This window comes from Vagococcus intermedius (assembly GCF_029144185.1).
In the GTDB taxonomy this organism is placed as follows: Bacteria; Bacillota; Bacilli; order Lactobacillales; family Vagococcaceae; genus Vagococcus_D; species Vagococcus_D intermedius.
The window spans coordinates 1,635,085-1,654,431 of sequence record NZ_CP110232.1 but is presented as its reverse complement, the minus strand read 5'-3'; the positions used below and the strand labels follow the sequence as shown (position 1 = coordinate 1,654,431).

19 protein-coding genes are annotated in these 19,347 nt (G+C 35.5%); 18 read left to right on the top strand and 1 reads right to left on the bottom strand.

The features are described from left to right. Nucleotides 1-22: 22 nt before the first annotated feature. Nucleotides 23-1,255: an SPFH domain-containing protein gene (locus OL234_RS07735; RefSeq protein WP_275468669.1), complete on the bottom strand. Its 1,233-nt coding sequence runs from the start codon at nucleotides 1,253-1,255 to the stop codon at nucleotides 23-25. Nucleotides 1,256-1,463: 208 nt separating this feature from the next. On the opposite strand from OL234_RS07735, the gene dnaX reads away from it, so the two are divergent. From dnaX to OL234_RS07645, 18 genes are all read left to right on the top strand, one after another. Continuing rightward, entirely contained in the window at nucleotides 1,464-3,281 is a 1,818-nt protein-coding gene (gene dnaX / locus OL234_RS07730) for a DNA polymerase III subunit gamma/tau (RefSeq protein ID WP_275468668.1), read from the top strand. A gap of 94 nt (nucleotides 3,282-3,375) precedes the next feature. Then, nucleotides 3,376-3,690 (top strand): YbaB/EbfC family nucleoid-associated protein, encoded by a 315-nt coding sequence (locus OL234_RS07725; RefSeq protein WP_275470133.1) that lies wholly within the window; start codon nucleotides 3,376-3,378, stop codon nucleotides 3,688-3,690. A gap of 91 nt (nucleotides 3,691-3,781) precedes the next feature. Then, a complete protein-coding gene (gene recR / locus OL234_RS07720; protein ID WP_275468667.1) occupies nucleotides 3,782-4,378 on the top strand; it encodes a recombination mediator RecR in 597 nt (198 codons plus the stop codon). 40 nt (nucleotides 4,379-4,418) lie between these two features. Then, nucleotides 4,419-5,063 carry a dTMP kinase gene (tmk, locus tag OL234_RS07715; protein ID WP_275468666.1) on the top strand — a complete coding sequence of 215 codons (645 nt, stop codon included), beginning with the start codon at nucleotides 4,419-4,421 and terminating at the stop codon, nucleotides 5,061-5,063. Between the two features lie 17 nt (nucleotides 5,064-5,080). Beyond that, the gene (darA, locus tag OL234_RS07710; RefSeq protein ID WP_275470132.1) at nucleotides 5,081-5,410 is read left to right on the top strand and encodes a cyclic di-AMP receptor DarA; all 330 of its coding nucleotides are present in this window, start codon (nucleotides 5,081-5,083) and stop codon (nucleotides 5,408-5,410) included. After that, nucleotides 5,400-6,356, top strand: coding sequence for a DNA polymerase III subunit delta' (gene holB / locus OL234_RS07705; RefSeq protein WP_275470131.1), 957 nt, complete (start codon nucleotides 5,400-5,402; stop codon nucleotides 6,354-6,356). Before darA ends, holB begins: the two co-directional genes overlap by 11 nt. 10 nt (nucleotides 6,357-6,366) lie before the next feature. Then, nucleotides 6,367-7,224 carry a PSP1 domain-containing protein gene (locus OL234_RS07700; RefSeq protein ID WP_275468665.1) on the top strand — a complete coding sequence of 286 codons (858 nt, stop codon included), beginning with the start codon at nucleotides 6,367-6,369 and terminating at the stop codon, nucleotides 7,222-7,224. Next, on the top strand, nucleotides 7,217-7,558 hold the full coding sequence (locus OL234_RS07695) for a DNA replication initiation control protein YabA (protein WP_275468664.1): 342 nt from the start codon (nucleotides 7,217-7,219) through the stop codon (nucleotides 7,556-7,558). Before OL234_RS07700 ends, OL234_RS07695 begins: the two co-directional genes overlap by 8 nt. A gap of 77 nt (nucleotides 7,559-7,635) precedes the next feature. Next, complete coding sequence (rsmI, locus tag OL234_RS07690; protein WP_275470130.1) at nucleotides 7,636-8,520, top strand: 16S rRNA (cytidine(1402)-2'-O)-methyltransferase; 885 nt, start codon at nucleotides 7,636-7,638, stop codon at nucleotides 8,518-8,520. Between the two features lie 174 nt (nucleotides 8,521-8,694). Beyond that, complete coding sequence (locus OL234_RS07685; protein ID WP_275468663.1) at nucleotides 8,695-9,396, top strand: GntR family transcriptional regulator; 702 nt, start codon at nucleotides 8,695-8,697, stop codon at nucleotides 9,394-9,396. 121 nt (nucleotides 9,397-9,517) lie between these two features. Beyond that, a complete protein-coding gene (locus OL234_RS07680; RefSeq protein WP_275468662.1) occupies nucleotides 9,518-10,813 on the top strand; it encodes a PTS sugar transporter subunit IIC in 1,296 nt (431 codons plus the stop codon). Nucleotides 10,814-10,940: 127 nt separating this feature from the next. Next, complete coding sequence (locus OL234_RS07675) at nucleotides 10,941-12,038, top strand: DUF871 domain-containing protein (RefSeq protein WP_275468661.1); 1,098 nt, start codon at nucleotides 10,941-10,943, stop codon at nucleotides 12,036-12,038. Nucleotides 12,039-12,040: 2 nt separating this feature from the next. Continuing rightward, complete coding sequence (locus OL234_RS07670) at nucleotides 12,041-13,153, top strand: amidohydrolase/deacetylase family metallohydrolase (protein WP_275468660.1); 1,113 nt, start codon at nucleotides 12,041-12,043, stop codon at nucleotides 13,151-13,153. Then, entirely contained in the window at nucleotides 13,134-14,231 is a 1,098-nt protein-coding gene (locus OL234_RS07665) for a DgaE family pyridoxal phosphate-dependent ammonia lyase (protein ID WP_275468659.1), read from the top strand. The genes OL234_RS07670 and OL234_RS07665 overlap by 20 nt, the downstream gene beginning before the upstream one ends. A gap of 22 nt (nucleotides 14,232-14,253) precedes the next feature. Continuing rightward, the gene (gene dagF, locus OL234_RS07660; protein ID WP_275468658.1) at nucleotides 14,254-14,994 is read left to right on the top strand and encodes a 2-dehydro-3-deoxy-phosphogluconate aldolase; all 741 of its coding nucleotides are present in this window, start codon (nucleotides 14,254-14,256) and stop codon (nucleotides 14,992-14,994) included. Between the two features lie 20 nt (nucleotides 14,995-15,014). Continuing rightward, nucleotides 15,015-16,031: a sugar kinase gene (locus OL234_RS07655; protein WP_275468657.1), complete on the top strand. Its 1,017-nt coding sequence runs from the start codon at nucleotides 15,015-15,017 to the stop codon at nucleotides 16,029-16,031. Between the two features lie 213 nt (nucleotides 16,032-16,244). Next, a complete protein-coding gene (locus tag OL234_RS07650; protein ID WP_275468656.1) occupies nucleotides 16,245-17,672 on the top strand; it encodes an APC family permease in 1,428 nt (475 codons plus the stop codon). A 191-nt stretch (nucleotides 17,673-17,863) separates the two neighbouring features. Further along, complete coding sequence (locus tag OL234_RS07645) at nucleotides 17,864-19,297, top strand: APC family permease (protein WP_275468655.1); 1,434 nt, start codon at nucleotides 17,864-17,866, stop codon at nucleotides 19,295-19,297. The last annotated feature ends 50 nt before the right edge of the window (nucleotides 19,298-19,347 follow it).

The following is a 19,347-nucleotide window of genomic DNA, read 5'->3' as shown; positions in this document are numbered from 1 at the left end:
ATTCCCTTCAGAAAAAATGTGATTATAAAGGTAAACCTTGGAATGGTTGGCCACATTCGGGACAGAACTTAGGCATAGAGCCTGTTATGGTAATAACTTTTTCACAGGCTGCGCATTTCATCTGAATGCCAGAACCTTGTGGTGTGGGTTTGGCCTCACCACATTCAGAACAGAATTTGCCAGTGTTTTGGGTACCGTCTTTAGGACACTCCCAAGTATCTTGAGCTTTTTCTTTTTCAGCTTTTTCAGCTTGAGCGGCCATTTGATTTTGATTACTTTGACTAGCTTGCCCCATGAAGTTGCCACCAGCATTCATGCCTGCGCCCATCCCCATAAAGGTTGTAGCACTTCCTGCTGCATTAGAACCCGCAGCTTCTAAGCCACTAGCGATTGAACCTTGAACAAACCCTTCACGAATATTAGGATCTCCAAGCATTGCTCCTTTGTTACGCATGTTGATCAAGTCGGTTGAATCATCAGTATAGGAAATGCTTGATACGGCAACTGACACGATTTCCATACCACGGTTAGCACGCCACTCATCATCTAAGACATTCCCCATAAATTTACTTAATTCCATACTTTTAGAAGGAACATAAGAAATACGCTCGCCAGCAGCTGACATTTGGTTGATAGATGCTTGCAGAGCTGTTAGAAATTCAGCCATATATTGTTCATTAATATCCTCTATTTCAACACGAGCTTGGCTCTTAGGGATAGCCTCTGAATAGAATAAGATAGGATCTGTGACACGCATTGAGTAGTTACCGTGAGCACGTAAGAATAATTCAGCATTGTAAAAATTATCAAAGTAGTTAATAGGCGTGCTTGTGCCAAATTTAATCCCTTTAATTTCTTGTAAATTGATGTAAATAACTTTTTGATTTTGTGGTGTAGTGCCACCAAATTTAAAGCGGCTAAAAGATTCGCTAATAGCAGCTTTTAAGTTACCAGAGAACATAGAAGGAGCTTTGTCATTGTGAACGGTATAATACCCTTCTTCCGATGAGTAATCGATAATTTTTCCACCATCAACTAGAAGCATCATGGTGTTTGGATAGACATGGATAACAGAGCCATCTGTTACAACACCAGGGGTTCCTTTTTTATTAGAGCCTCGACGCTCATCTTTTCGCATCATTACACCATGTGTCATGACTGTCTTATCAGTTAAATTATCTGGCTCGATTATCTCTAGCCATTGATCAGCTAAGCCCCCTCCGATTGAATCGACCGTTGCTTTAATTAATCCCATAATAAATTCTCCTTTTAATGTGTGTTTTTAATAAGTATTTTGATAGTAAGCTATTGTCTATTATTGTACCATAGGGGAGCACTTGACCGTGAAAAAAAAGTAAGGAGTAATAAAAAAAAGCTAAGATAAAAATTTCTAAATAGTGGTTTTTTAATGGGGACTAACGTATAATAATGACTAGTGAAATCTTAGAAGGAGAGGGATAGTTATGACATATCAAGCATTGTATCGAGTTTGGCGATCTCAAAGATTTGACACAATTGTAGGGCAACAAATGGTGACCCAAACATTAAAAAATGCCATTATACAAAAAAAGACCTCTCATGCGTATTTATTTACTGGACCTCGGGGGACGGGTAAGACAAGTGCTGCTAAAATTTTTGCCAAGGCAATTAATTGTCCGAACAATCATGGTGGCGAACCCTGTAATGAGTGTGATATCTGTTTAGGGATTACCGAGGGCCGTTTAAACGATGTAATCGAGATAGATGCAGCTAGTAACAACGGTGTTGAAGAAATTCGTGATATACGTGAGAAAGTTAAGTATGCACCGACACAAGCTGAATTTAAAGTATATATTATTGATGAAGTACATATGTTATCAACAGGGGCGTTTAACGCATTGTTAAAAACATTAGAAGAGCCTCCTAAAAATGTCATTTTTATTTTGGCAACAACGGAGCCTCATAAAATTCCACTGACAATTATTTCGAGAACACAACGTTTTGATTTTAAGCGAATTGACACCGGAGATATTGTCACCCACATGGGTCATATTTTAACTGAGATGGGAATTGATCACGATGAACAAAGCTTATATGTTATTGCAAGAGCCGCTGAGGGCGGGATGCGAGATGCCTTAAGCATTTTAGATCAAGCTTTATCATTTAGTGAAGGGGCTCTGACAGTCAATGATGCGCTACAAGTGACAGGAAGCCTCACTTTTGAGAGAATGGATCAGTTAATTGAAGCATGTCAATCAAACCAAACAGAAACAGGTTTGACGGTATTACACGATTTATTGGCTGAGGGGAAAGAAAGTAGTCGAATTTTAGAAGATTTACTTTTGTATTGTCGCGATTTATTGATGTTCCAACAAGCACCAAATCTTTTAGCGAATCAAAATGGACAGTTAACAGCCAAATTTAAAGAGCTAAGCACAACGTTTGACCCTGCTCAGATTTATCAATTTATTAAGATATTGAGTGATACCCAAAAAGAAATTAGATTTACGAATCATCCAGATATTTATCTGGAAGTCGCGATTGTAAAACTTGCTAATCTAAGACCTGTAACAGTTGAACAGGTAGGGATAGGTTCAAGTACATCGGTTAGTTCAGTAAGTAAGGAGCAGATGAGTGAGGCAGTTAACCCAGACATTTCTGAATTAATAGCTCGGTTAGATCAACTTGAAAATAAATTTAAGAGTATGGCACAACCTAAGACTGCTCAAAAAACAGCGACTCGTGCTAAAACAAAACCACAAGCGACATATCGCTTGCCAAAAGAAAAAGTTTACCAAATTTTGGATGAGGCTACTAGAAGTCGTTTGATCCAAGTTCAAGATGCTTGGGAAGAGTTACTACAGTTACTAACAGTCACACAGCGGGCCATGCTAAAAGCTAGTCAGCCTGTAGCTGCAAGTGATAAGGGGTTAGTTTTAACTTTTGATTATGAAATTGTTTGTCAAAGAGCTAGTGAGGATACTGAATTACAAGCCAGAGTGGTCGCAGGCTTGGAGCGTTTGTTACAATATAGTCCGACCGTTATTTGTATTCCTAGTGATGGGTGGAAAGTCATAAGACGTGAGTTTATTCAACAACACCAAGCAAGCGAACCTGAAAAAAAAGAAACTAGGTCTAAAAATGATTTGAAAATGGCAGATACTTCTTTAGAAGAACCTCCCGAAACGGTTGCTTTTCTAACGGGACAAGAGGAACCAGACGAAGAGGAACAGGCAGCAAAAATTTTGAATCAAGCTGTCGATTTTTTTGGTGAAACGATGATTGAAGTAATAGATGATTAAAAAGTAAGTCAAGATAGTTGTTTACTAGTAGGATTTTTTAAGGAAACTAGTTATAATAAAATAAAAATGAATAGAATTAGGAGTGGATAGAATTATGATGCGCGGAATGGGAAATATGCAAGGCATGATGAAACAAGTTCAAAAAATGCAAAAAGAAATGGCTGGTGCACAAGAAGCATTAAATGCCAAAGAATTTACTGGAGCTGCAAGCAATGATTTAGTCACAGTAACATTCACAGGTAATCGAAAAATGGTCGATTTAGCTATCAAACCAGAAGTAGTTGACCCAGATGATGTTGAAATGATGCAAGACTTATTACTTACAGCAGTGAATGACGCACTATCTAAGATTGACACAGAGACTGAAAAAACAATGGGACAATATACAAAAGGTCTACCTGGGTTCTAAATCAGGTAAAAAAAAACAGGAAGCGAGTCTTCCTGTTTTTTTGAAAAATTAGACAATTGATGCTAGGTTTTAAACAGAAAGGCTGAGAGTTATGCATTATCCAACACCGATTGCTAAGTTGATAGAAAGTTATATGCGTTTACCAGGAATTGGAGCTAAGACAGCAGCGCGTTTAGCTTTTCATACCCTTGATATGCGTGAGGAAGACGTTAATGAATTTGCTAAATCATTAATTAGCGTCAAACGTGATCTGCATTATTGTGAGTTATGTGGCAATATTACTGAAAATCATTTATGTGATATTTGTCAAGATCAGACACGTGATAAAAGTGTTGTGTTAGTTGTGGAAGATACTAAAGACGTCATGTCTTTAGAAAAGATGCGAGAATATCGAGGGCAATATCACGTCTTACATGGTGTCTTATCACCTATGGATGGGACAGGACCAGATGATATTAATATTGCTACGCTCATTAAGCGTCTACATGATGCTGAGATAAAAGAGGTTATTATTGCAACAAATGCTACAACTGAAGGAGAAGCAACTGCTATGTATCTGTCTCGTTTAATTAAGCCAGCCGGAATTAAAGTGACAAGACTTGCTCATGGCTTATCAGTTGGAAGTGATATTGAGTATGCTGATGAGATTACTTTATTAAAAGCTGTTGAAGGCAGACGTGAAATTTAAAGTAGTTATTAACAAAAAGAGATAGTAGGAGTGGTAAGAAGTGGCAGGTATTTTTATAACAGTGGAAGGTCCAGATGGCGCCGGTAAAACAAGTCTAATTCAGACACTGGTTCCGATCCTAGAACAACAATTAAAAAACGAGTTGATTATTACAAGAGAACCAGGGGGTATTCCAATCTCGGAGGAGATTAGACAAGTCATTCTAGATCCTAAAAATACAACAATGGATGACCGAACTGAGGCTTTATTGTATGCAGCAGCCAGACGTCAGCATCTTGTTGAAAAAGTTTTACCTGCTTTAGCTGCAAATAAGGTGGTACTATGTGATCGTTTTGTTGACAGTTCTTTAGCTTACCAAGGGGCTGGTCGTGGACTAGGAATGGACGAAGTTGCGTCAATTAACAATTTTGTAACAGCAGGCAAGTTACCTGATTTAACGTTATACTTAGATATAGAATCCGAAAAAGGCTTAGCACGGATTCAAAAAGGACGTCAAACTTCTGAAATTGATCGCTTAGATCAAGAGAGTTTAGCTTTTCATAAAAAAGTTCGTGGTGGCTATCTATCTCTAGTAGCGGAACATCAAGAACGGATTGAAGTGATTGATGCTAGTTTGGAACTGTCTCAAGTTGTAGAAGCAAGTTTAAGCGTAATTAAAAAAAGATATCCCACAATTTTTAAATAATGAGAGGAGCAAGTATGATGAAATTGATTTTAGCTATTATTCAAGATAAAGATAGCAATCGTCTATCTAGTAAATTTGTTAAGGAAAACATTCGAGCTACGAAGTTATCAACGACAGGTGGATTCTTAAAAGAAGGCAATACAACCTTTATTATTGGGATAGAAGATGAACGCGTGCAGAAAGCGTTAGAGGTAATTGAATCAGTTTGTCAATCTCGTGAACAATATATGACCTCACCAATTAGTGTAGATGCTGTTGTGGATAGTCATCTAAATGTTCCTATACCAGTACAAGTAGGTGGAGCAACGGTGTTCGTTTTACCAGTCGAAAGTTTCCATCAATTCTAAAATGTCACTAGCTAAATTACAACCCTTAGTCTACCAACAGCTATCCACAAGTATTACTAAGGGGCGTTTAACCCATGCGTATTTGTTTGAAGGAGCATCAGGGACAGGTAAAAAAGAGATGGCTCTGTGGCTCACCCAGGCAATATTCTGTTTATCAGAGGGAGCAAGACCTTGTGCCGAGTGCCATAATTGTCAACGGATTTTGGTAGGAGATCATCCTGATGTCTTAACGATAATTCCTGAAGGTCAAACAATTAAAGTAGACCAAATTAGAGATATTAAGGCAACCTTTATCAAAAGTGGGATGGAAAGTCAGAAAAAAGTAGTCATCATTGAAGAAGCAGAAAAGCTAACTACAAGTGCATCTAACAGTCTATTGAAATTTATTGAAGAACCTGACGGTGACATGATTATTCTTTTCATCACAGATTCAAAAGCCCGAATTTTACCAACTATTCAATCGCGGTGCCAGTTGTTACACTTTAATCCCTTATCTAAAAAACAGTTAAGCTTATTGTTAACAGCAGAGGATATTCCACCCATTGAAGCCAAATTTTTAGCTGAACTTACTAATAGCAAAGAGAAAGCTATTGAATTTTATAGAGATGAGTGGTTTAATGAATCTAAAGAAGCTGTTCTAAAATGGGTGACTTATTTAGTTGAAAGCAATCATTTTAGCTTTGTATTTGTCCAACAAAAATTAGTCAAACAGTTTAAAGATAAAAAACAACAGTTATTAATGTTTGATATGCTACTAGTCTATTTTAATCAGTTACTTTATAACAAGGTAAGAGGTGAAGATACTCAAGTAACTCGTAGCAAATGGTCACAACAAAAAATAGTAACTGGAATCGAACAGACCTTAATCAGTCGCAAAAAGTTTGAAGCAAATGTCAGTTTTCAAAATGTTTGCGAACAGTTAACAATTACCTTGTTAGATGGATAAGGAGGATTCAATGGTAGAAGTTGTTGGTGTAAGATTTAGATCGGCAGGTCATATCTATTATTTCTCTTCAAATAATGAAGAGTATGCATATAATGAAAAAGTTTTGGTTGAAACGCAACAAAGTAAGCAGTTAGGTCAAGTTGCCATTCCTAACCAAGAACTAGATCCAAAAGATGTACCGGATGAATTGAAACCTATTATAAAAAAAGCATCGTTTGAAGATATTGCTAAAGAAGTAAAAAATCAAGCCGATGCTGAGGCGGCAAAGTCAGTTGCAAAAGCTAAAATTAACGAACATGAATTGGAAATGAAACTTATTCATGTTGAGTATGCCTTTGATCGTTCGAAGATGATATTTCAGTTTACAGCTGATGGACGGATTGATTTTCGTGGCTTGGTCAAGGATTTAGCTGCAATTTTTAAAACACGAATTGAGTTACGTCAAATTGGTGTCCGTGATGAAGCAAAATTATTGGGTGGAATAGGTCCTTGTGGACGGCAATTATGCTGTTCAACATTTTTAGGTGATTTTATTCCAGTCTCTATAAAAATGGCAAAAGATCAAAACTTATCGCTGAACCAAACAAAAATTTCAGGTTTATGTGGTCGGTTAATGTGTTGTTTGAAATATGAAAATGATATTTATGAAGAAGCAAAACGTGAGCTACCAGATTATGGTACTGAGATGCTTACACCAGAAGGTCGTGGTCGTGTGATAGGTTTGAATCTTTTAGATCGAGTACTTAAAATAAAATTGTACGGTAAAGATGTGACTATTGATTACGACTATGATGAATTAAAAGAATTTGCTGAAAAACAAGAGGCAGCCAAAGCAGCCAGTGGTAAAAAGGAAGAGGCTAATGGATAAAAAAACATTATATGATGAGTTTGGTCACTTAGAATTTGAGATAAAAGGTATTTTATCACGTTTAAGTGATATGAAAGTTGCAGTTGACAGTTTAACGGAACAAAATGTCAATTTGGAAATTGAGAATAAACATTTAAGAGCTCGTTTAATGGAATTAGAATCATTGAGTATGGAAGAGCCAGATGAAAAACAAGAATTATCTAAATCAAGACTTAATTTAGAGAAGATTTATGAAGAAGGGTTTCATGTGTGTAATGTTTGTTATGGCTCACGTCGTGAAAACGATGAAGAGTGCGCCTTTTGTTTAGACGTTATTTACGGTGAACGTAAATAAACTGGTTGGAGCAATCCAACCGGTTTTTTTTTGATAAGAATGTTATTTATTAGGAAGATAAAGGAGTTGTAACAATGATAAATAAGCAAAAAAGTTTTGATAAATTAAAAGCAAATGAGGGTGCCTTATACTTAGTTCCGACACCGATTGGTAATTTGCAAGATATGACATATCGTGCTATCGATATGTTACATAAAGCGTCTATCATTGCTAGTGAGGATACGAGAAACACGCAAAAATTATTGAATCATTTTGAAATTAAAACACCCCAAATTAGTTTTCACGATCATAATTTTAGAGAGCGTATTCCTGAGCTAATTGGCAGAATGCTAGAAGGCGAGATGATTGCTCAAGTGAGTGATGCTGGAATGCCTTCAATTAGTGATCCAGGACATGAGTTAGTTGTTGCATGTATAGAGGCAGATATTTCAGTGGTTGCTTTGCCAGGTGCAACTGCGGGAGTTACAGCTTTGGTTGCGTCTGGTCTACCTGCTGACCAGTTTACGTTTTATGGTTTTTTACCCCGTAAAAAAAGTGAGCAATTAACAGAATTAACTAAGTTAAAAGATAAATTAGAAACCACAATTTTTTATGAATCACCGTATCGTGTCAAGACAACTTTTATGAACATGGCAACTGTTTTTGGTGATGAACGTCCAGCTGTATTATGTCGCGAATTAACAAAATTACATGAAGAATATTTGAGGGGCACATTGTTAGAAATTGCAACCTATCTTGAAGAAAATGATATTAAAGGTGAGTGTTGTATTTTAGTTGGAGGAATTTCTGAAAGTCAGTTATTAGAAGAAGAGCAGTCTACTTGGGAAGGGTTGAATGTCTTAGAGCATATTGAAGAAGTAATGCAACTGAGTCAAGTCTCTTCTAAAGAGGCAATCAAAAAAGTAGCTAAATTAAGAGGGTTGAAAAAACAAGAAGTTTACAGTGAATATCATCAAGATTGAGGTAAATAGTGATGACAAGCGTTAGGTGATTTTGAGGGGGAAGTTATAAAGGCATTAAATATAAAAGTTATTGCAAGTATTTTTTGCTTTTTTTTTGTATAATATATAATAAAGTAACGAATGAGATTAAACATTTATTAAATACGAGATAAAAGGTATTGAGAGGGTATTAAAATGAGACGAAAAAAGGTACTGTATTTGGAGATTGCTGATACAATAAAGAATGACATACAAAATAATGTTTATCCTGTAGGGAGTATGTTGCCGACAGAAACAGAATTTGAAGGGTTATTCGAAGTTAGTAAAATTACGATTAGAAAAGCTGTCGAGGTTTTAGCATTACAAGGCTACGTTGAGAAGAAGAGTGGCAAAGGCACAACAGTGATTAGTAATCGGTTGTTTAATAAGCTTTCTAAGGGAGATTCTTTTTCAACGATTTTAGAAAAAAAAGGGATGACGCTTAGTAAGAAAATCGTTAATATCGAAAAAGTAACATTAGAACATGAGCATCCTTACTTTGCTTTTTTTGGAGCGGAGGTTACTAAGATTACAAGAATGTATGAGTTGAATGAGGAGCCATATATTATTTTTAATCATTTCATTCCAGGTAAAGTCTTTCAAGAAACACAAGAAAAATTAGCTGATAGTTCTCTTTATCGTATTTTAGCTGACAATCATTTAGTAGTCGATCATTTTAAAGATCAATTTTCAGTTAGTATCATTGGTGCTGCAGAACAAAATTTATTAGCCACTGACGTAACACATGTAATGAAACGAGTGAGAAAGTCATTTGATAATGATGGAAAAGTGATAGAAGTCTCAGTTGCTTTATATAATACGGAACAGTATCCATATGAAATGGAGTTTGAAATTTAATACAAAGACCGCTATATAATGTTATAGCGGTCTTTTTTTAAAATCATATTGCATTATAACGTTATAATGTTATAATTGTGTTGAATTAGAAATTATAAATATGATGATTAGGGAGAGAACAATGGACAAATTAGTCACTTTTTTGGAAGCAAAAGTAATGCCTATCGCTAATAAAGTAGGGTCCCAACGACACATGACAGCTATTCGTAAAGGGTTAATAGCAACGATGCCATTAATTATTGTAGGATCATTTTTCACGATTTTATTAAATATTCCAATCGAATCAGTTGCAGCAATCATTGAACCATACAAACCAATGTTGGATATACCCTTCAGGTATACGGTAGGAATTATGTCACTGTATGCAACCTATGGGATTGCAACAAATTTAGCACGTAGCTATGATTTAGATGAATTATCAAGTGGGTTATTAGCGATTTTAGCTTTTTTAATCTCAACAGTTAAACCACTACAAGTTATGGAAGATGTTCCAGATGTTATTGGAGCGGGTCGTTATATTAACATCGGTAATCTAAGTTCGTCTTCTTTATTTGGTGCGATGGTTGCAGCGATTGTATCAGTTGAAATTTTTAATTTTATGAAAAAACGTGATATTACAATTAAAATGCCAGCAGGTGTCCCACCAGAAGTCTCAAATTCATTTATTGCGCTACTACCGGCATTAGTTGTTATTTTATTTTTCTGGTTTATCAGATATGTTTTAAATTTTGATATTAGCACTTTCCTGAGTACATTATTAATGCCCTTAAAAGATGTTTTAGCTGGAAATAGCCTACTAGGTGGCTTACTAACAGTCTTTTTAATAACTTTTTTCTGGGTTTTAGGTATTCATGGTCCTGCTATTATGGGACCTGTTATTCGCCCGTTTTGGGATATTTCAATTGCAGAAAATATTGATGCATTTAATGCTGGCGCTAATGCTCATAATATGCCTAATATCTTTACTGAACAGTTTTTACAATGGTTTATTTGGATCGGTGGAGCAGGAACAACTTTAGCATTAGTTATCTTAATGATGTTTTCAAAATCAGATTACTTAAAAAGTTTAGGTCGTTTATCATTTTTACCAGGCTTATTCAATATTAATGAACCAATTATTTTTGGTGCACCAATTGTAATGAATCCAATTTTAGGAATTCCTTTTATTTTAGCACCATTGGTTACGACCACACTATCGTACTTTTTAACTGTAACTGATGTCGTCCCAATGATGGTAGCACGTTTACCTTTTGCTATTCCTGCACCAGTTGCGGCTTGGATGAGTACCAATTGGAGCGTAGCGGCAGCTATTTTAGTTATAGTTAATTTCTTAATTGCTTTAGCTATCTATTACCCATTCTTTAAAGTATTTGAAAAACAACAAATCGAAAAAGAAAAATTAGAACAAGCCAATTAATTGAATAAAAATTAAAAAGCATGAGTTACGACAATATACATCTTATTATTATAATGTTATTATATTAGTGAGATGTTAGTCTAAAACCTGTGCTTTTTAGTTTAAAAATAATGGAGGAATGTAATCAATGAACAGACGATTAGGAATTTCTATTTACCCAGACCATAGTGAATTTGAGAAGGATCAAGAGTATGTCGAATTGGCAGCATCATTTGGTTTTTCAAGAATGTTTATTAGTATGTTAGAAGTAACCGAAGGAAAAGAAAAAGTAAGTCAAAAATTTTCGAAAATTATTCAAGTAGCTAAAGATTTAGATTATGAAGTTATCTTAGATATTGCACCTAATATTTTTGAAGAGTTAGGTATTTCCTACGACGATCTTACATTTTTTCATGAATTAGGAGCGGATGGTATCCGTCTAGACTTAGGGTTTGATGGCAATAAAGAAGCAATGTTAACTTATAATCCATTTGGATTAAAGATTGAATTAAATATGAGTAATGATGTGGCTTATTTAGATAATATTTTAACCTATCAAGCTAATAAACCGTTTTTATACGGATGTCACAATTTTTATCCACAAGAAGGAACTGCTTTGCCGTATGATTTCTTTGTAAAATGTAGCGAACGTTTCAAAAAACAAGGTTTACGGACAGCCGCTTTTGTTAATTCACAAGTAGGAAAAATTGGACCTTGGAATATAAATGATGGCTTGCCGACTTTGGAAGAGCATCGTCATTTACCAATTGAGGTACAAACTAAACATTTATTTGCTACTGGTCTTATTGATGATGTTGTCATTGGCAATGCTTATGCTTCAGCTGATGAACTACAAGCGATGTCAGCAATTGATCCATATCAATTACATTTATCTATTCAGTATGTAGCAGACGTAAATGAAGTTGAAACAGAAATTGTCGAGACTTGTCAGCATTTCCGTAGAGGAGATATTACGAATCAGGTCGTTCGTTCAACAGAAGTTCGCAAAAAATTCAGCCAGGTGTCTAATCCAGCACATGACAATGAACAACTCTTCCAACGGGGGGATATTGTAATTGGCAATGATGACTTTGGTAAATATAAAAATGAATTGCAAGTTGTATTAGAGCCGCATAAGGATTTACGCAAAAATAAAGTAGGCTGTGTAAAAGAAGAAGAGTTAGTTTTATTAGATTATTTATTACCATGGAGTAAGTTTAAATTTGAAGCTGAAAGTAGGAATTAATGATGGCTGATTTATTAATTAAAAACGCCCAGTTAGTATCTAATGAACGGTGTGATATTTTAGTGAGTGAAGGTAGAATTGTAAAAGTTGCACCTTGTATTGAAAATGAAGCTACAAACGTTCTCTGGTTATCAGATGATGAATATCTCTCAGCTGGTTGGATTGATAGTCATGTCCATTGTTTTGAAAAATTGTCTTTATATTATGATTTTCCCGATGAAATCGGAATATCAAAAGGTGTGACTACGGTTATTGATGCAGGTTCGACTGGTGCTCAAAATATTGGCGAATTTTATGACTTAGCAGCTAAAGCACACACAAATGTGTTAGCTTTAGTCAATATTTCAGAATGGGGGATCTTAGCTCAAGATGAACTTTCCGATTTAAATAAGATAAAAAAAGAACGTGTTCAAAAAGTTTTGAAACAATATCCAGATTTTATTGTAGGCTTAAAAGCACGTATGAGTAAAACAGTAATTGGAGATAACGGTATTCAACCTTTAGTTTTAGCTAAAGAGATACAGAAAGCATGCGATGATATACCGTTAATGGTTCATATAGGGTCAGCACCGCCAGAATTATCAGATATTTTAAACTGTTTGGATAAAGGTGATATTGTGACTCACTGTTTTAACGGTAAAGAAAATGGTATTTTGGCGAGTGATGATTCAATCAAAGCTTTCGTTTGGGAGGCCTACAATAAAGGAATTATCTTCGATATTGGTCACGGGACAGATAGCTTCAATTTTCATGTAGCTGAAGTTGCTTTTAAAGAAGAGCTATTAGCAACGACTATTAGTACTGATATTTATCATCGCAATCGTGAGGAAGGTCCGGTTCATGATTTAGCAACAACATTAGAAAAATTATTAGAAGTAGGGTATGATTTACCTAGTTTAATTGATAAAGTCACAGTGAAGCCAGCTGAATATTTTTCTTTAAATACAAAAGGAAAAATCAGTGAAGGATATGATGCTGATTTTACTGTCTTTAAATTGTGTGAGGAAGCAAAAGTTTTAACTGATTCTAATGGAAATAAGCGAACAGTGAAGACACAAATTGTGCCGACACAAGCGATTGTAGGAGGAGTATGTTATGACACAAACCAGTTATGAAAAGTATAATTTAAAAGAGGTAATCAATGCTTCTGGTAAAATGACCATTTTAGGTGTATCAAAAGTATCTGATCGTGTAAAGAAAGCTCAAGCCCAAGCGGGTGATAGTTTTTATGAGATGGCTGATTTAAGTAAACAGACAGGTGCTTATATTGCGAAATTAGTTGGATCAGAAGATGCCTTGGTGGTTTCGAGTGCCTCAGCAGGTATTGCTCAAAGTATAGCAGCCCTAATTGGTCAAGGAAGTCGGTATCATTTGTATCACCCTTATGAACGCCGTGGAGAAAAACGTGAAATTATCATGCCTAAAGGACATAACGTAGATTATGGAACAGGGATTGATGTTATGATTGCTCAAGGAGGCGGTGAGTTAGTCGAAGCGGGTTATGCCAATCGTTGTACATCAGAAGATTTAGAAATGATGATAACTGACCAAACTGCAGCTATTTTATATGTTAAGAGTCATCATACGGTTCAAAAAAGTATGGTGTCAATTGAAGAGGCGATTAAAGTAGCTAAAGGAAACAACTTACCATTCATTTTAGATGCTGCAGCAGAAGAGGACTTGACTGGTTATATTCAAATGGGAGCTGATTTGGTTATCTATAGTGGGGCTAAAGCAATTGAAGGCCCAAGTTCTGGTTTAGTTGTTGGAAAAGCGACTTACATTGAGTGGGTGAGGATGCAAGGACTTGGCTTAGGTCGATCAATGAAAATCGGTAAAGAAAATATTTTAGGCTTTACACAAGCACTTGAAGATTATGTCACAAATGGTTCTGAAAGTGGCGAGGCAATGAAAGCTCGCTTAGCACCTTTTGTTAAATCCTTAAATGAGATTCCAGATGTTAGCTGTCGAAGTATTCAAGATGGGGCAGGTCGTGAGATTTACCGAGCAGAGGTAACTATTTCAGGTGGAAAATCAGCCAGTGAAGTTATCACAGAACTTAAAGCCAAAAGTCCGGCTGTTTATACACGTGACTATCGTAGTAATAATGGTATTATTGAATTTGATATTCGTGCTGTTAACGAACAAGAAATGTTAAAAATCACAACTCGATTAAGTGAGATTATGCAATAAAAAAAGAAAGAAGGAACTAAAAATGAAAAAAACACCAAATTATTATCAAGATAGAGTCGTTTTAAACGTCTTAGCAAATTCGGTTGAAAATGCTAAAGACTGTTATCAAGCAGCTGATGGGCATGTCGTCTTAGGCGTCCTTTCAAAAAATTATACAAGTGATGAAGCGGCTATTAATGATATGACATTGTATCAAAAGGCAACAGATAATGCTTTGTCTGTTGGTTTAGGCGCAGGTGACCCAAATCAAAGTCAAATGGTGTCACGTCTCTCTCAAGTTTTACAACCTCAGCATGTTAACCAAGTTTTTACTGGTGCTGGGACTTCTCGTGCCTTATTAGGTCAAAGCGATACCATCGTTAATGCCTTAGTCTCACCAACCGGCAAGGTTGGTTATGTAAATATTGCAACGGGTCCTTTAAGTAGTCAAACACCGGCGGGTGAAGTTCCAATTGAAACAGCAATTGCCCTATTAAAAGACATGGGAGCAAGTTCAATTAAATATTTTCCAATGAAAGGCTTAGCTCACAAAGAAGAGTATGTAGCTGTTGCTAAGGCTTGTGCAGAATACGATTTTTATTTAGAGCCTACTGGTGGCATTGACCTAGAAAATTTTGAGGAGATTGTTAAGATTGCACTAGACGCTGGTGTAAAAAAAGTTATTCCTCATGTGTACAGTTCAATTATTGACTCAGAAACTGGTGACACACGTCCTAGTGATGTAACAACATTATTTGAAACAGTTAAAAAATTATTAAACTAAAGGTTAAGGGGACTATGAAAATGTTTGAAAGCAAAAAAGTCATGGCTTTTGGTGAAGTGATGCTTCGTATTGCGATGAGTAACTATCAAACAATGGAGCAGACAAAAGATGCTCGTCTTAACTTTACTGGAACAGGTTTAAATGTTTTAAGTGGGATCAGTCATTTTGGTCATGAAACAGCACTTTTGACACAGTTACCCGAAAATCGTTTAGGAGAGGCCGCTAAAGCTGAAATTCGAAAATTGGGGATTTCTGATAAGCTAATTAAACAAGAGGGAGAGCATATGGGAATTTACTTGCTTGAGCAAGGATATGGTAACCGTCCCTCAGAAGTTACTTACTTAGAGCGACATCATAGCTCTTTTGGCTTGAGTAGTTGGGAGGAATTAGAGTTAGATAATGCAATTAGTGACAGTAGTATTGTACATATTTGTGGTATTTCTTTAATTTTAACAGATGCGACAAGGCAAGCTGCACTTCGCTTAGCACGTCAAGCTCAGTCCTTAGGCAAACACGTTTGCTTTGATTTCAATTATCGTCCTAGTTTGGCTAGAGATCAAGATTTATTAGAGATTCGTAAGGCTTATGAAGAGATGTTAGGATATGCTGATATTGTTATAGGTGGTGATCGTGATTTGATAGAACTATTAGATCTGCCCAGTGAATGTAATCAAGAATTAGAATTTTCAGTATTAGCTAATTATTTTGTTAAGAAATATCAGTTATTATATTTTGCAGGGACTGAGCGTTCTTACCAAGCTGAGCAACGCTATTTAACAGGCTTTTTAATTTCTCCGACAGGCATGATTACATCTGAAACTTTTCCTATCTTTATTTTTGATCGAGTCGGGACAGGAGATGCCTATGTTGCAGGTATTTTAACAGGTATTCTTAATCAATGGGAGCCAAGAAAATTGGTGGATTTTGCAACTGCTAGTGCTGTATTAGCTCATACCACTTTAGGTGATAGTCCAATTGTAACCTTACGTCAAGTTGAATTATTTTTAGAAAATCAAAAGATTGATATTGTTAGATAATTAAATAACGCCTGTATAGAGCTTTTTAACTAAATTATGTGGGTAAGATGAGGGTTAGGAAAGTTATTCTAACCCTTTTTTGTGTAAAAACCTCATAAAATTAGAGTTATTTTAATTAGATTTTAATGATAATTATCATAATTAGATTGACTGCAAAAGCTTACAACCAGTAAAATAAACATTCATTAAAGTTTAAATTAAAGGAGAAATTCAATGGAAGAAAAACAATTACGTTGGTATAATATTTCTTTAATGGCCTTTGTTGCTGTTTGGGGTCTTGGAAATGTTGTGAACAACTACGCACAACAAGGGTTAACAGTTGTTGTGTCATGGATTTTGATTATGGTACTTTATTTTGTTCCTTATGCTTTAAGCGTTGGTCAATTAGGCTCAACCTTTAAAGAATCAAATGGCGGTGTGTCATCCTGGATTAAGGAAACATCGACTGCGCGTTTAGGATATTATGCGGCTTGGACTTACTGGGTTGTTCATATTCCTTATTTGGCACAGAAACCACAAGCAATTTTAATTGCCTTAAGTTGGTTATTTAAAGGAAATGGTGATTTTGTTGGAACGGTAGATGCTAAAATAGTATCATTGATCTGTTTAGCGATTTTCTTATTCTTCTTATGGATTGCTTCAAAAGGGTTAACAACCTTAAAATTAATTGGTAGTATTGCGGGAACGTCAATGTTTGTAATGTCATTATTATTTATTCTTTTAGCTGTAACAGCTCCTGCTATGACTGGTGCTGAAGTTGCTACACCAAACATGACAAGTCTATCAACGTATATGCCAAAATTTGATTTTGCATATTTAACAACGATTTCAATGTTAGTCTTTGCTGTAGGTGGTTGTGAAAAAATGTCACCTTACGTAAGTAATACTAAAAATCCATCTAAAGAGTTTCCTAAAGGGATGTTAATTTTAGCAGCAATGGTCGCTATTTGTGCCTTATTAGGATCAATTGCAATGGGAATGTTATTTGATGCAAATAATATCCCTAAAGATTTGAAAGCTAATGGTGCTTATGACGCCTTCAAGTTACTAGGTGGTTATTATGGAGTAGGGAATATATTTGTTATCTTGTATGCCATCGCTAATGCTTTAGCCTCAATTTCAGCTTTAGCCTTTTCAATTGATGCGCCATTAAAAATCTTATTGTCAGATGCAGACAAAAATTATATTCCAGCTAAATTGGCTAAAGTTAATGCAAAAGGAACACCAGTAAATGGTTATATTTTAACAGGTATTTTAGTTAGTACACTGATTATTATTCCGTCGCTTGGTATGGGAAATATGGTTGAGCTTTATGACTGGTTATTAAATTTAAACTCAGTTGTTATGCCATTACGTTATTTGTGGGTTTTCTTAGCCTTTATGTGGATTAATAAAAAACACAAAGAATTCTCATCAGAATATAAATTTGTAAAAAATCCAAAAGTAGGCTATTTTATTGGTTTGTGGTGCTTCTTATTTACAGCCTTTGCTTGTTTCTTAGGAATGGTACCAAAAATTGATTATGCGGCGAATCCTAGTCACTGGATGTTTGAAATGATTTTAAATATTGTGACACCATTTGTCTTGATTGCTTTGGGCTTAATTTTACCGCTAATTGCTCGTCGTAATCAAAAATCTTAATTAAATTTTTAAAGCAGTTCTTTCATTAGAAAGAGCTGCTTTTTTTATGAGGGTAAGGTTAGTTAAATAATGTTATTTTAAAAATTCAATGACAAAGAAAAAGTAAGCGTTTACATGATTTGGAGATCAAGGTACTGTTAGGGCGTATCAAAATTAAATAATATAAGTAGCTATAAGAAGGAGAGACATCAATGAATGAGAAACAGTTAAGATGGCAAAATATTGCAATGATGGCTTTTGTTACTGTTTGGGGACTTGGAAATGTTGTAAATAATTTTGCACAACAAGGACTGACAGTTGTGACATCCTGGGTCTTGATTATGATTTTTTATTTTGTACCATATGCCTTAAGTGTTGGACAGCTAGGTTCGACTTTTAAAGAATCTGGTGGAGGGGTATCATCGTGGATTAAGGAAACCTCCACAACTAAGTTGGCCTATTATGCAGCTTGGACGTATTGGATAGTTCATATTCCTTATTTGGCACAGAAACCCCAAGGGATTTTAGTCGCTTTAAGTTGGCTGTTTAAGGGGAATGGGAATTTTGTTAATACGGTAGATTCAAAAATTGTTTCCTTAATTTGTTTGATCATATTTTTACTATTTTTATGGATTGCTTCAAAAGGGTTAACTACCTTGAAAGTCATTGGGAATATGGCAGGGACGGCGATGTTCGTGATGTCATTATTATTTATTTTATTAGCCGTCTCAGCCCCTTCTTTAAGAGGGGCAGTAGTTGCAACGCCAGATATGGGAAGTTTAGCTACTTATATCCCTAAGTTTGACTTTGCTTATCTTACAACTATCTCCATGCTAGTTTTTGCTGTTGGAGGCTGTGAAAAAATTTCGCCGTATGTTAATAATACGCATAACCCTTCAAAGGAATTTCCTAAAGGGATGATTGTTTTAGCAGCGATGGTAGCAATCTGTGCTCTATTAGGCTCTGTTGCGATGGGAATGTTGTTTGATGCAAATAATATTCCGGAAGATTTAATGGTAAATGGTGCGTATCAAGCATTTGAGAAGTTAGGAGCACACTATGGTGTAGGCAACTTATTTTTAATTTTATATGCCATTGCTAATTCAATGGCTCAAGTCTCAGCCTTAGCTTTTTCAATAGATGCCCCTCTTAAAATTTTATTGGCAGATGCAGATCCTGATTATATTCCTGCCAGTTTATCTAAGGTAAATGCTAAAGGAACACCTGTCAATGGCTACATTTTTACGGGTGTTCTAGTGACTATCTTAATTATTGTTCCATCTTTAGGCATGGGAAATATGAATGAATTATTTAAATGGCTAACTAATTTAAATTCAGTAGTGATGCCGATGCGTTATCTGTGGGTATTTTTAGCCTATATGTGGATTAATAAATATGCCAATCGTTTTCAGTCAGATTATAAGCTAGTCAAAAATGCTACTTTTGGTTACATTATTGGTCTGTGGTGTTTCTTATTTACGGCTTTCGCTTGTCTATTGGGAATGGTACCTAAAGTGTCTTATACAGATCAACCTAAAGAATGGTTATTTCAATTAGTTTTAAATATCTCAACTCCGATTGTATTGCTCGCTTTAGGGATGATTATGCCAGCGATTGCCCGACGTAACAAGAAAACGCTTAATTAAAAAAATGCCAGATATCGTTATCGAAACTGACGATATCTGGTAATTTTTTT